The 12,019-nt window shown below is 68.5% G+C and carries 15 protein-coding genes; 5 read left to right on the top strand and 10 right to left on the bottom strand.

The window, feature by feature from the left end:
* Both O2L52_RS15810 and trxA read left to right on the top strand, forming a co-directional pair.
* The coding region (locus O2L52_RS15810; RefSeq protein ID WP_270116663.1) for an FAD-dependent oxidoreductase at positions 1–233 on the top strand (233 nt) is incomplete at its 5' end.
* A gap of 41 nt (positions 234–274) precedes the next feature.
* A complete protein-coding gene (gene trxA / locus O2L52_RS15805) occupies positions 275–592 on the top strand; it encodes a thioredoxin (RefSeq protein WP_270116662.1) in 318 nt (105 codons plus the stop codon).
* 95 nt (positions 593–687) lie between these two features.
* On the opposite strand, the gene O2L52_RS15800 is transcribed toward trxA, so the two are convergent.
* Complete coding sequence (locus O2L52_RS15800; RefSeq protein WP_344471683.1) at positions 688–1,389, bottom strand: GNAT family N-acetyltransferase; 702 nt, start codon at positions 1,387–1,389, stop codon at positions 688–690.
* 278 nt (positions 1,390–1,667) lie between these two features.
* Here O2L52_RS15800 and O2L52_RS15795 point away from each other — a divergent pair, with 278 nt between their 5' ends.
* Together O2L52_RS15795 and O2L52_RS15790 are read left to right on the top strand one after the other, a co-directional pair.
* Positions 1,668–2,915, top strand: a complete 1,248-nt coding sequence (locus O2L52_RS15795) for an aminotransferase-like domain-containing protein (protein WP_344471680.1) — start codon at positions 1,668–1,670, stop codon at positions 2,913–2,915.
* Positions 2,912–3,877: a D-alanine--D-alanine ligase family protein gene (locus tag O2L52_RS15790; RefSeq protein WP_270116659.1), complete on the top strand. Its 966-nt coding sequence runs from the start codon at positions 2,912–2,914 to the stop codon at positions 3,875–3,877. The genes O2L52_RS15795 and O2L52_RS15790 overlap by 4 nt, the downstream gene beginning before the upstream one ends.
* Positions 3,878–4,084: 207 nt before the next feature.
* Here the strand turns inward: O2L52_RS15790 and O2L52_RS15785 are convergent, their stop codons facing one another.
* The gene (locus O2L52_RS15785; RefSeq protein WP_270116658.1) at positions 4,085–4,615 is read right to left on the bottom strand and encodes a hypothetical protein; all 531 of its coding nucleotides are present in this window, start codon (positions 4,613–4,615) and stop codon (positions 4,085–4,087) included.
* Between the two features lie 299 nt (positions 4,616–4,914).
* Here O2L52_RS15785 and O2L52_RS15780 point away from each other — a divergent pair, with 299 nt between their 5' ends.
* Positions 4,915–5,490, top strand: a complete 576-nt coding sequence (locus tag O2L52_RS15780) for a GNAT family N-acetyltransferase (RefSeq protein WP_270116657.1) — start codon at positions 4,915–4,917, stop codon at positions 5,488–5,490.
* Positions 5,491–5,804: 314 nt separating this feature from the next.
* Here the strand turns inward: O2L52_RS15780 and O2L52_RS15775 are convergent, their stop codons facing one another.
* The 8 genes from O2L52_RS15775 to rpmH all read right to left on the bottom strand — a co-directional run bounded on the left by O2L52_RS15775 (position 5,805) and on the right by rpmH (position 11,783).
* Positions 5,805–6,887 carry a ParB/RepB/Spo0J family partition protein gene (locus tag O2L52_RS15775; protein WP_270116656.1) on the bottom strand — a complete coding sequence of 361 codons (1,083 nt, stop codon included), beginning with the start codon at positions 6,885–6,887 and terminating at the stop codon, positions 5,805–5,807.
* Positions 6,888–6,890: 3 nt separating this feature from the next.
* Positions 6,891–7,916, bottom strand: coding sequence for a ParA family protein (locus O2L52_RS15770; RefSeq protein ID WP_373897002.1), 1,026 nt, complete (start codon positions 7,914–7,916; stop codon positions 6,891–6,893).
* Positions 7,917–8,416: 500 nt separating this feature from the next.
* Positions 8,417–9,118: a 16S rRNA (guanine(527)-N(7))-methyltransferase RsmG gene (rsmG, locus tag O2L52_RS15765; RefSeq protein ID WP_270116655.1), complete on the bottom strand. Its 702-nt coding sequence runs from the start codon at positions 9,116–9,118 to the stop codon at positions 8,417–8,419.
* Between the two features lie 12 nt (positions 9,119–9,130).
* A complete protein-coding gene (locus O2L52_RS15760) occupies positions 9,131–9,625 on the bottom strand; it encodes a Jag family protein (protein ID WP_270116654.1) in 495 nt (164 codons plus the stop codon).
* Positions 9,626–9,715: 90 nt separating this feature from the next.
* Positions 9,716–10,837 (bottom strand): membrane protein insertase YidC, encoded by a 1,122-nt coding sequence (gene yidC / locus O2L52_RS15755; RefSeq protein ID WP_270116653.1) that lies wholly within the window; start codon positions 10,835–10,837, stop codon positions 9,716–9,718.
* Entirely contained in the window at positions 10,837–11,091 is a 255-nt protein-coding gene (gene yidD / locus O2L52_RS15750) for a membrane protein insertion efficiency factor YidD (RefSeq protein WP_344471724.1), read from the bottom strand. Before yidD ends, yidC begins: the two co-directional genes overlap by 1 nt.
* Before the next feature lie 80 nt (positions 11,092–11,171).
* On the bottom strand, positions 11,172–11,588 hold the full coding sequence (gene rnpA, locus O2L52_RS15745) for a ribonuclease P protein component (RefSeq protein WP_270116651.1): 417 nt from the start codon (positions 11,586–11,588) through the stop codon (positions 11,172–11,174).
* Between the two features lie 57 nt (positions 11,589–11,645).
* Positions 11,646–11,783: a 50S ribosomal protein L34 gene (gene rpmH / locus O2L52_RS15740; RefSeq protein WP_112137843.1), complete on the bottom strand. Its 138-nt coding sequence runs from the start codon at positions 11,781–11,783 to the stop codon at positions 11,646–11,648.
* Between the last annotated feature and the right edge of the window lie 236 nt (positions 11,784–12,019).

Below are 12,019 nucleotides of genomic sequence, written 5' to 3'. Positions count from 1 at the left end.
TGTTCATCGCGATCGGCCACGACCCGCGCTCGGAGCTGTTCAAGGGCCAGGTCGAGCTCGACGAGTCCGGCTACGTGAAGGTGGCCGCCCCTTCGACCCGCACGAACATCGAAGGCGTGTTCGCCGCCGGCGACCTCGTCGACCACACCTACCAGCAGGCGGTCACGGCCGCCGGCACCGGCTGCGCGGCCGCGCTCGACGCCGAGCGCTACCTCACCGCGCTGAACGACTGACCGACCCACCCGCTCTCTCACCGACACACAGGAGGATGCCCATGGGCGCCATCAAAGCAGTTAACGGCCAGGCCGAATTCCAGGCCGAGGTGCTGGAGGCCGACAAGCCGGTGCTCGTCGACTTCTGGGCCGAGTGGTGCGGGCCTTGCAAGAAGGTCGCCCCCGTCCTCGAGGAGCTCGCGGCGGAGACCGACGCCTTCGTGATCCGCAAGCTCGACACGGACGCGAACCCGGAGATCACCCGCGAGTACCAGGTCATGAGCGTCCCGACGATGATCCTGTTCGAGGGCGGCAAGCCCGCGAAGCAGCTCATCGGCGCCCAGCCCAAGGCCGCCATCCGCAAGTTCCTGGGCCAGTAGCCCGGTAGTGCGAGGGGCGCGGCGCCGATGGCGCCGCGCCCCTCGTCATGTCTGAACGGTTCCGGCGCAACAGGTTCGGCTCGGCCACAGGGAACTCAGTCGAAGAGTTCGCCGCCGCGCTGCGTCCCGGGGCGGTCGATCCGGGAGCGGCCGCCGGTCGACGGCTCGCCGAAGAACTGCTCCAGCTCCATGTCGTCGAGTTTGAACCACTCCACCGAGTCGTTGAACACCGACGACTCCTCGGCCTCGACGCTCCGGTCGAGCGCCGAGCGCATCTCCAGGCGCAGCCGCGGGTACCGCGGGTCGCTGCGGATCGTCTTGAAGCCCACCGAGCGGTAGAAGTCCGCCGGGACCAGGCACGCGCGGGCCTCGCCGCGGGCGTCGCCGAACGTCTCGATCGCGTAGATCCCCCGCCGCGCCACGTCGGCCGCCACGGTCTGCACCAGCTGGCGCCCCAGGCCCGTGCCCGCATAAGTGGGGTGCACGAACGCGGTCATCAGGAGCGCCGCGTCAGGCGAGACCGGCCCCGACGGGAACTCCATCGAGCGCGGCACGAACTTCGGCGACGCGTAGGTGACGTACCCGGCGACGTCGTCGCCCTCGTAGGCGATCCGGCCGCAGCCGCCCCACTCCAGGAGCGTGTGCGACAGCCACGCCTCCTTCTCGAGCGCGGGTTCGCCCACGTCGCGGGCGGCCTCCGCGCACAGGGGTGAGAGCTCCCAGAACACGCAGGCCCGGCAACGCCCCGGCATCGCTTCCAGGGAGTCGAGTGTGAGGTTGACCATGCGCCGATGCACCCGTACAGCCTACGTCCACCGGGCGTCCACATGACGGAAAACACGCGGGGCCTTCGCCCCCTGTGCTAGTAGAGTGGGTCGATCACGTGTCGGGTCCCGTACGCTGGTCGGAACAGCGTTTCGGCCCCCGCGGGTCAACCGCGGACGGTGGCCGGACGTGTCCATACGAGATCCCGCGCGAGCGGCGCCGTCCGAGACTTCCACTCTTGAGCGACACCGCCGCACCGACCCGCGACCACGGATCGCGGGCGACGAGGACCATCAGAGGAGGTCTCCGCGTGTCCGGTACAACACTCGACGATTACACCGGTCGCTACGCATCCCGGGTTCACGGGATGGCACAGTCGGAGATCCGCGCACTGTTCTCGGTCGCATCGCGCCCGGAGGTCGTCTCCCTCGCCGGAGGGAACCCGTACACCGCCGCCCTCCCGATGGACGAGCTCGGCGAGATGTTCACCCGCCTCCTCTCCCAGGTCGGCGCCGAAGCGCTCGGCTACTGCCCCGGGCAGGGCAGCGTCGCGCTCCGCGAGGCGCTCTGCGGGGTCCTGGAGCTCTCGGGCATCCGCGCCTCGGCCGACGACCTCGTCCTCACCACCGGCGCCCAGCAGGGCCTCGACCTGCTCGCCCGCACCTTCCTCGACCCGGGCGACATCGTGCTCGCCGAGGGTCCGACGTACGTCGGCGCGCTCGGGGCCTTCCAGGCCGCGCAGGCCGACGTCCGGCACCTGCCGATGGACGACGACGGGCTCATCCCCGCCGGCCTCGAAGAGGGCCTCGCCGCGCTCGAACGCGAAGGGCGCCAGGCGAAGTTCCTGTACACGATCCCCACGTACCAGAACCCGGCCGGCGTCACTCTCACCGAGGAGCGCCGCGAGGAGATCCTGGCGATCGCCGAGCGGCACGGCCTCCTCGTCATCGAGGACGACCCGTACTCGATGATCAACTTCGAGGGCGCCCCGCCCGCGCCGCTGCGCGCCCGCGCCGAGCGCGGCGTCATCTACCTCGGGACGGTCTCCAAGATCTTCGCCGCGGGCCTGCGCCTCGGCTGGGTCCTCGCGCCGCCCGCGGTGCGCGACAAGCTGCTGCTGGCGATCGAGGCCTCGATCCTGTGCCCGTCCGGGCTCACCCAGGAGGCCACGCTCCGCTTCCTCACCGAGATGGAGTGGCGCCAGCAGGTGAAGGTCTTCAACACGCTCTACCGGGAGCGGCGTGACGCGCTGCTCGGCGCGCTCGGCGACTACATGCCCGAGGGCATGACCTGGACGCGCCCGGGCGGCGGCCTGTTCATCTGGGCCACGCTGCCCGAAGGGCTCGACTCCAAGGCGATGCTGCCGCGGGCGCTGCAAGAGCGCGTGGCGTACGTCCCGGGCACCGGTTTCTACGCTGACGGCAACGGCCGCAGGGAGATGCGCTTGAACTTCTCGACCCAGACCTCCGAGGCCATCCGCGAAGGCGTCCGCCGCCTCGCCGGGGTGGTCGCCGGCGACATCGACCTGCGCGACACCTTCGCCGGAGGCGCCGCATGAAGGAGAGCGCCGCAGCCTCGGACATCCGGGTCCTCATCCTCGCCGGAGGCATGTCCTACGAGCACGAGGTCTCGCTGAAGTCGGGCCGCCGGGCCGCCGACGCCCTGCAGCGCCAGGGCTTCGTCTGCGACGTGCGGGACCTGGACGGCGAGCTGCTGCCCGCCCTCCAGGAGTACCCGCCGGACGTGGTGCTGCCGCTCGTGCACGGCTCCCCCGGCGAGGACGGCTCGCTGCAGGCGGTGCTGGAGCTCTCGGACATCCCGATCGTGGGCACCGGCTCGGTGGGCGCGCGCCGCGCGTGGAACAAGATCACCGCGAAGGACCTGCTCCGCACGGCCGGGATTCCCACCCCGGACTGGACCGTGATGCCGCGCCAGGCGTTCTCGGACTTCGGGGCCCGCAAGCTCCTCGACCGGATCGCCGCGAAGATGGGCCTGCCGCTGGTCGTCAAGCCCAACTCGGGCGGCTCCGGCCTCGGCGTGCACGCCGTGCACAAGGAGGACGACTTCCCTTCGGCGATGATGGGCTGCTTCTCCTACAGCGACGAGGCGCTCATCGAATCGTTCGTCGAGGGCCGCGACATCGCGGTCGGCGTGATCGACCTCGGCGACGGGCCCACGGCCCTGCCGCCGGTGGAGATCGCGCCGCTGCACGGCGATTACGACTACGCCGCGCGGTACAACCCGGGCGCGACCCGGTGGACCGTGCCGGCCGCCATGAGCGGGCCGGTGGCCGACCGCGTGGCCGAACTGGCGGTCCAGGTGCACCGGACCCTCGGACTCGGCGACATGTCCCGCATCGACATGATCGTGGACGACGCGGGCGGCATCCAGGTGCTCGAGGCGAACGTCGCCCCCGGCACCACGGAGACCTCCCTGCTGCCGATGGCCATCAAGGCCGCCGACCGCGACTTCGGCGAGACCCTGGCGACCATGGTCCGCCAAGCCCTCGCCCGCTCGTAACCCGCAAGAACGCCTGAGGGTGTCGATGTTTCACGTGAAACATCGACACCCTCGACAGCAATATCCACATTAGATGCGCAAATCCTGATATTCCCGATATATCCCCCCTTAGGGACCCCTGGCACAAAAGTACGCGCCGGGTCCGACAAGAACGGGGGTCGCCGGCTCACCCGATCGGGCAGCCCTCACTCACGTTCCGGCGCTCGGTCAGTCGTCGGTGAGCCAGGCGGCGATGTACTCGAGGTTCATCTGCCACTCGTGCTCTTCCACCGGCGGCAGGATCTCGTCCCACATCGTCATGAACGGCCCCCGCAGCTGCAGGTAGCCGTGCGGGCGGGCCAGGAACCACTGCTGGAGGTGCGCGGTGCCGTCGCCCCACCGGTTCACGTGGACCTGCGCGACCGATTCGAGCGAGCGGATCGCCCGCTCCAGCCGCACCGTGAGCACGCCGAGTTCGGCCGCGTGCATCGTCGAGAGGTCCCCTAGATCGAGGTGGGCCCGCGGTTCCAGGATCACCACCACAGGGAGCCCGCTGGGCGCAGGCGGGCTCTTGAGGCGCCACCGCTCATTGGACCAGAGGTAGGCGGAGTCGGGCGTGTGGCAGGCGGCGCACTGCTCCTGGCGGTCGCCGCGTCGGGGCGGCTCGGCGTCCACCGGTACCTGCAGGGGTTTGATGCGCAGCTCGCCTTCGAACGGAAAGGCGGGCCAGTCGACGAACGGGGGCAGGGTCGGGCGCACGCCGCTCGCATGCGGATTCAAGTCGGGCTTGGAATTCGGGCCGGGGGTACTCGCAGATGCCACCATCGAAAAATACCGCATGAATGCGAGACTGGAAACCACCGGAATCCACCTTTTGGCAGATTTCCACGAGGTTACGCGGCGTGGCGCAGGGTCGACACCCGATAGTGGACCGACATGTACACCACGAACCAGGGCAATCATCGACAGAATACGATTTTCGGGGCCGATAGTGACGTGCGCCCATATGGCGGGAAGGGACTGTCGGTCGGGTGGGTCGGTAGGGCAAGCTGGAAGGCGTGCAAGCAACAGTTACTGACAGCTCCACGCCGGAGGCGTCGCCCGTTTCGGGCGGCGACATCGCCGTGCTCGTGGACCCCCCGGTGACTGCCGCGCTCGTTGACGAACTCAGCCATCTCTGGGTGAGAGTGACGAACGCCGGCGGTTCCGTCGGGTTCGTACCGCCGGTGAACATCGACGAGGTCCGCCCTCACACCGTTTCCATTCTCGCGCGAGTGATCGACCAGACTGACACGCTGGTCGCTCTAAAGGAAGGAGCCGCCATTGTCGCTTGGTGTGTTCTCACATCAAACGACAGCCCGCCGCGCCAGGGCTGGCGGACCATCCGCCACGTTCAGGTGGACCCCTCCCGACAGGGCGGCGGTCTCGGTGGCAAACTCCTGGCGGCAGTCGATCAGGTCGCACGTGAGCAGCTGAAGCTCGAGGCCCTCAGCCTCAAGGTTCGCTCGGGCACGGGCGCCGACGCCTTCTATCGGCGACACGGCTTCACCGAAGTCGGACGTCTGCCGCGCGCGGTGCGCATGGCTGACAACGACTACCGGGACGACATCATCATGTGGCGGGAGCTCTCCTAACGGAGCGCGCGGCCTTCTCAAGGAAGGCCGCCCACCACGCCGCTCCAGAACAAGCGGCAGCACCAAACGAATAGGCAAGCCAAAAGCCGGGGCGATGTTTCACGTGAAACATCGCCCCGGCTACTTGTCTGCTGTCACTCGAACGAGTGAGGCGACACGCCCGATTCTTGTCAGACCCCCCGAGTACTTTTAGTGCAAGGGGTCCCTTAGGGGGGATATATCGGGAATATCCGCTTTCATGTTCTCGCCCTTGGGAGTGGCGCTTACCTCAACCGATCGGTGCCGGCTCCTTGAAGCCGATCTGCTCGGCAGGGCTACTTGATGCCGATCTGCTCGACGATGCGGTCGAGGTCGGCGAGCGAGCCGAACTCGATGGTGATCTTGCCTTTCTTGCGGCCCCAGGAGATCGACACCTGCGTCTCGAAGTGGTCCGAGAGCCGCTCCTTCAGTTCCTCGAGGCCGGGGGCCTTGATGCGGTCCTTCGCGGCTCGCGAGGCGGAGCTGCGGGGCTCGTCGAGTTCCGGCTTCTCCTCCAGTCGGTTGGCCGTCACGAGTTCCTCGGTGCTCCGCACCGACAGGCCTTCGCTGATGATCCGCTCGGCGATGTGCTCCTGCGAGTCCGCGCTGTCGAGACCGAGCAGGGCGCGCGCGTGGCCGGCCGTGAGGACGCCCGCGGCGACCTTCGTCTGCACCGTCGGCGGGAGGCCGAGGAGGCGGATCATGTTCGAGATCTGCGGGCGGCTGCGGCCGATCTTCTTCGACAGCTCCTCTTGCGTCACGTTGAACTCCTCGAGGAGTTGCGCGTACGCCGCGCCCTCTTCGAGCGGGTTCAGCTGCACCCGGTGGATGTTCTCCAGGAGCGCCTCGCGGAGCAGTTCCTCGTCGGCCGTACGGCGGACGATCGCCGGGATCGTCTCCCAGCCGAGCGCGGTCGCCGCGCGGAGGCGGCGCTCGCCCATGACGAGCTCGAAGCGGGCGCCGTCCTCGCGGGGCTCCTCGGCGGTGCGCTCGCGCACCGCGATCGGCTGGAGCATCCCGACCTCGGTGAGGGAGGTCTGGAGTTCGAGGAGGTGCTCGTCGTCGAAGAACTGCCGCGGCTGCTTCGGGTTGGTGCCGATGTCCCCGATCGGGATCAGCTGGAAGCTCGCTCCAGGAACGGGCACGAGCTCCGGTCCGTCCGATGTTTCACGTGAAACATCGGTCTCGGTCGCGCTCGATGTTTCACGTGAAACATCGCCCTGCTTTTTACTAGGCCTCGGAGCCGCCTGCCGCGGCGCCGCGACCGATGCGGGAGCCGCTTCGGGCTCCTCGTCTTCAGTCGTCGTGGTCTCGGCCAGACCGGTCGGGATGAGCGCCCCGAGCCCGCGACCGAGCCCTCCGCGTTTCGCCGCAGCCATCGACTAGTTCCCGCCCTTCTGGTTCTTGCCGCGCCGGGAGAGCTTCGCGCCGCGGCGCGCGATCTCCTCGGCCGCTTCGAAATAGCTCGTCGCGCCCCGCGAGCCGGGGTCGTACGTCATGATCGACTGCCCGTACCCGGGAGCCTCGGAGACGCGCACGCTGCGCGGCACGACCGCGTCGAGCACGATCTCGCTGAAGTGCCCGCGCACTTCCTGCTCCACCTGATCGGCGAGCTTGGTCCGCTTGTCGTACATGGTGAGCAGGATCGTGGAGACGCGCAGGCGCGCGTTCAGGTGCGCCTTGATCAGCTCGATGTTCCGCAGGAGCTGCCCCAGACCCTCGAGCGCGTAGTACTCGCACTGGATCGGGATCAGCACTTCCTCAGCCGCCACGAGCGCGTTCACGGTGAGGAGGCCGAGCGACGGCGGGCAGTCGATGAAGATGTAGTCGAGCTCCCCGCTGTACGTCGCGATGCTCTTCTCAAGGCGCCCTTCGCGAGCGACCACGTTGACGAGTTCGACCTCGGCGCCGGCCAGGTCGATCGTCGCCGGAACGCAGACGAGCGAGGGAATGCCGTCGACCGGGGTCGCGATCTCGTCCAGCGACTGGCCTTCCACCACGGCCTCGTACACACTCGGGGTGCCCGCGCCGTGCTCGACGCCGAGACCGGTGGAGGCGTTCCCCTGTGGGTCGAGGTCGATGACCATCACGCGGTTCCCGTGCAGCGCCAAAGCGACCGCGAGGTTCACCGTGCTGGTGGTCTTGCCGACCCCGCCCTTCTGGTTGGCGATCGCGATGACTCGGCGGCGCGGCGGCCGCGGCATCGTGACGCTGCCTGAAGGGTTGAGCACCCGCACGGCCCGCTGCGCTTCGCGCGCGAGCGGCAGGTCGTCGTCGAGCGACGCGTCCTTCGCGGCCGGAGCCGCCTGCTGCGGCACTGGATCCGCCTTCGTACGGCCGTTCTTGGCGGCCTCGTCCGGCGCCAGATGGCGCCCCGAACGGCCTCGCTGCGATGTGGATCTGCGCATCCCGTCCCCCCCGTTGTCAGAACGCATGGTGCCCGCTGGTGCGGTGGTCGGCGAACCGCCGTCCGCACCGGGCTCCGTCACCGATTCTGACCCACCTTGGCCGAAGGCCGGGGCTGCGCCACCCGGCGCCGGGGAAGTTTCTCGATAGCGGTGCCGCCGAGTCGGGGGCGCCTCCTCGCTCACGGCCGCATCGAGGAGGTTCTTGATGCGCCGTTCGGCCGGGGTATCGCCGCCAAGGGGGTTCTGGTGTTCACGATCTTCAGAAGGAAGGGGGTCCCGCACGTTCACCGCCACAGACTACGGGCCGGATGTTTCACGTGAAACATGACCCTGCTCGGAGAAGCTTACGAGCCATACACTATCCGAACGCTGCGGAGTCCGCCGAGCGCAAAGCGTGGAAACCACAACGACGGATGCCGCGATGATCGTCTCATCGCGGCATCCGTTGCGGTACTTGGGTATTCGATTATCGGTGCACTGAAGATCGTTGCAGGCCTTGGTCAGCGGACCCGTTCGATCTTCACCACCGTTGCGGGGATGGTGAAATCGTCCTGCTCCGACAGTTTGGACTCGCCGCAGGTGAGGATCGCGGCCTTGCCGCCGCCGGCCCGCTTGATGAGCCCCCCGCTCTCGGTCACCTCGAGGGACGCGCCCTGGCCCTTGATGGCCAGCATCGCGCCGCCCACCCGCGCCAGCGGCAGGCACCAGCCGACCAGCTTCGCCAGCGGCGCCACCGCGCGGGACACGACGATGTCCGCCCGCCCCTTCGGGTCCACCTCGGCGGCGCGGGCCCGCAGCACCTCCACGTTCGTGATGCCCAGTGCCTCAAGGACCTCCTGGAGGAAGTCCACGCGGCGCTGCATCGGCTCCACCAGGGTGACCCACAGGTCCGGTCGCGCGATGGCGAGCGGAATCCCGGGCAGTCCCCCGCCGGATCCGACGTCGAGCACGTCGGCCTTCTCCGGGATCAGCTCCTCGACCACGGCGCTGCTCAGCACGTGCCGCGCCCACAGCCGCGGCACCTCGCGCGGCCCGATGAGGCCGCGCTCGATCCCGATGGTCGACAGCAGGCCCACATAGGCCTCGGCGAGCGCGATGCGCTCGTCGGCGGTCTCAAGGTCTCCGGCTCCGAACACAGAGGCCAATGTTTCACGTGAAACATTGGCCTCGGCGGATTCGGAGCCCGTCGGCTCCTCAGTCATGTCTTCCTGCTTCTATTCCGGCTTCACGACGACCCGGCGGCGCGGCTCGGCGCCCTCCGACTCGCTCTGGACGCCGTCGGTCGCGTTGATGACGTCGTGGACGCACTTGCGCTCGAAGGCGCTCATCGGGTCCAGCTTGACCACTTCGGCGGTCTCGATGACCTTCTTGGCGGTCTTCTCGGCCAGTTCCGCGAGCTTCTTGCGACGCCCGGCGCGGTAGCCACCGATGTCGAGCATCAGACGCGAGTGGTCCCCGGTCTTGCGGTACACCGCAAGGCGGGCCAGTTCCTGCAGCGCCTCGAGGGTCTGGCCCTTGGGGCCGACGAGGCCGTTGAGGTCTTCACCGACGATCTCGACCTGAGGACGGTCTCCGACCACCAGTTCGTCGATGTCCCCGTCGAGGTCGAGGATGTCGAGCAGGCCTTCCAGATAGTCGGCCGCCACTTCGCTCTGCTCAAACAGGTCGTCTTCGGAGGCCACCTCGTCCTCCCGCACCGTTGCTCCCATAATCGTCAACTCGTCCTATCGCTAGTTATAAGCCTAGTTTGCACCATTGTGGCTGATCCGGCGGCGCCTGCGCAGCCGCGGACCGTCCCCCTAGCCTTTTTTCTTCTTGGAGGCCTGCTGCGCGCCGCTGACCTTCTTGGCCCGGGCGATGCGCTCCGCCCGTGAGAGGTTCTTGCCCGAGCCGGGGCCGCCCTTGGCCTCGGACGCCGGTGCGTCGGAACCGTTGGCGCCGATGACGCCCTCAGGCTTGTTCTGGCCGCTCGGCTTGGCCTTCGCACCCGGCTTCGGCTTGGAGCCGGGCTTCGGGGCGAGGTCCTTGCGGCGCTGCTCGGCCTCGCGCTGCTCCTCGAGCATCTTCTCGTGGGCCTTCGAGCCGGGCTTGGGCGGCTTCGTCGCGGAGTTCTGCGCGGGCGGCGGGTACTTGTGCAGCACGTACTGCTGCTGGCCGAGCGAGAACAGGTTGTTCACGGTCCAGTAGATGACCACGCCGATCGGGAAGGCGCCGGCGGAGAAGATCATGATCACGGGGATGCCGTAGAGCATCACCTTCTGGATCATCCGCTGGTTCGGGTCCTCGTTCCAGCCGGTCTTCAGGATCATCTGACGCGTGGTCAGGAAGGTCGTGAGGATCATCGTGGCGCCGAGGATGCCGGCCACGAGCTTGACGTCGAGGGCCGAGGAGCCGACCTTCTCGAGCTCGCTGCCCGGGGTGAGGAAGGTGCTCCAGAACGGCGCGCCGAAGAGCTTCGCGTGGACGTAGGAGTTCCAGTCGGACAGCGGACCGGCGTCGATCCCGCTCCAGCCGTAGGACTCCGTGAACTTCGTCTGCGAGGGGTCGGGGCGGCGCAGGACGTGGAACAGCGCCAGGAAGACCGGCATCTGGATCAGGATGGGAAGGCAGCCCATGAGCGGGTTGGCCTTCTCCTTCCGATACAGCTCCATCATCTCTTTCTGGAGCGTCTCGCGGTCGCCCTTGTAGCGCTCCTGGAGCGCCTTGATCTCGGGGGCGAGCTTCTGCATCGCGCGCTGCGACTGGATCTGCTTCACGAAGAGCGGGAAGAGGATGATCCGCAGGGTGAGCACGACGCCGATGATGGCCAGGACCCAGGCCCAGTCGGTGTCCAGGAATCCGTTGTCGCTGCCGAAGACCTTCGTCCAGAGGTCATGCCATCGCAGCAGTACCCAGGACACGCCGTCGTAGGCCCACTCCATCACTTGCGGACTCCAGTCTGCTCAGTCTTCGATTGCACATCAAGGTCATGCCGTGGGGGTACGGGGTCATGACCCCCAGGGTGAAAGGGATGGCACCGTCCCAGCCGTCGCAGGCTCAACCATATGCCACGTACGACTCCGTGCTGGGACAGCGCCTCAAGGGTATATGCGCTGCAACTGGGGTAGAAGCGGCAGCGCGCGGGTAGCGCCGGGCTTACCCACCGACGGTACGCGATCACCGGGGCCGCGACCACTCGCACCGCGCGGCTCTCGCCGCTGCGGGAAGGGGATTCGGCCGGGACCGGGGAGGTGGTCGACGCGGCCGCGGCGTGCGTCATGGTGTGCTCCGGCGCTCGCGCGCACGGCCGGTGCGGGCCGCCTGCACGGCCTCGGCGAGGTCCCGCTGCAGCTGGGTGAAGTCGCGTTCGGCGGCGCGCGGGGTGGCGCGCACGACGACGTCGGTCCCGGCGGGCCAGTGCGGCAGTTCTGCGGCGACGGCGTGCCGGAGGCGACGCTTCACCTTGTTGCGCGCCACGGCGTTGCCCACGGCCTTGGATACGACGAAACCCGCCCGCGCCGTGCGGTTCGCATCGGCGGCGGGCGGTGTCGGCGGCGGTGCCGCAGTGTCTTCGGTCGGAGCGCTCGCAGGTGCCCAGTGCACGACGACGCCGCCGCGGGCGGCGCGGCGGCCTCGCTTGAGCGCCGAACCGAAGTCCTGGCTGCGGCGAATGCGCGCGTCGGCTGGAAGCACTTGGATCACGTCCTCATCGAGGCCCCTAGAGCCTGCAAGGGACCGGGAGGCAAGCGCTCAGACGGTCAGCTGCTTGCGACCCTTGTTGCGGCGCGCGTTGATGATGGCGCGGCCGGCACGGGTCCGCATGCGCAGCCGGAAGCCGTGGGTGCGGTGACGACGGCGGTTGTTCGGCTGGTAGGTGCGCTTGCTCACGACGGAGTCTCCCATTACGAATAAGTTGCTGCTGCGCCAGGCCTCGGGCCCAGCCCCGGATCGGGGCTACGGGGACGCGGTGAACAGCCTAGCAGGGCATTCACGAGGCGCCCGCGCCGCGGACGGCGGGTGTGGCATGCCCCTCTGGTTCCAGAGGGCAACTCGCTCATGTTACTCGCCGCGTCCGGCGCGCCGCCACCGCGGGGCGGTCCCCGCGCGCCGCGCCGACCGTCCTT

This window comes from Glycomyces algeriensis, assembly GCF_027622855.1.
Classification (GTDB): Bacteria; Actinomycetota; Actinomycetes; order Mycobacteriales; family Micromonosporaceae; genus Glycomyces; species Glycomyces algeriensis.
The sequence above is the reverse complement of the archived record's forward strand: the minus strand, read 5'-3'. Positions and strand labels throughout refer to the sequence as shown.

Bases quoted from the DNA above. Each gene is read 5' to 3' on its own strand.
- trxA (WP_270116662.1), top strand. From the start codon at position 275: ATGGGCGCCATCAAAGCAGTTAACGGCCAGGCCGAATTCCAGGCCGAG.
- O2L52_RS15790 (WP_270116659.1), top strand. From the start codon at position 2,912: ATGAAGGAGAGCGCCGCAGCCTCGGACATCCGGGTCCTCATCCTCGCC.
- O2L52_RS15775 (WP_270116656.1), bottom strand. From the start codon at position 6,887: ATGGCTGCGGCGAAACGCGGAGGGCTCGGTCGCGGGCTCGGGGCGCTC.
- O2L52_RS15770 (WP_373897002.1), bottom strand. From the start codon at position 7,916: ATGCGCAGATCCACATCGCAGCGAGGCCGTTCGGGGCGCCATCTGGCG.
- rsmG (WP_270116655.1), bottom strand. From the start codon at position 9,118: ATGACTGAGGAGCCGACGGGCTCCGAATCCGCCGAGGCCAATGTTTCA.
- O2L52_RS15760 (WP_270116654.1), bottom strand. From the start codon at position 9,625: ATGGGAGCAACGGTGCGGGAGGACGAGGTGGCCTCCGAAGACGACCTG.
- yidC (WP_270116653.1), bottom strand. From the start codon at position 10,837: ATGGAGTGGGCCTACGACGGCGTGTCCTGGGTACTGCTGCGATGGCAT.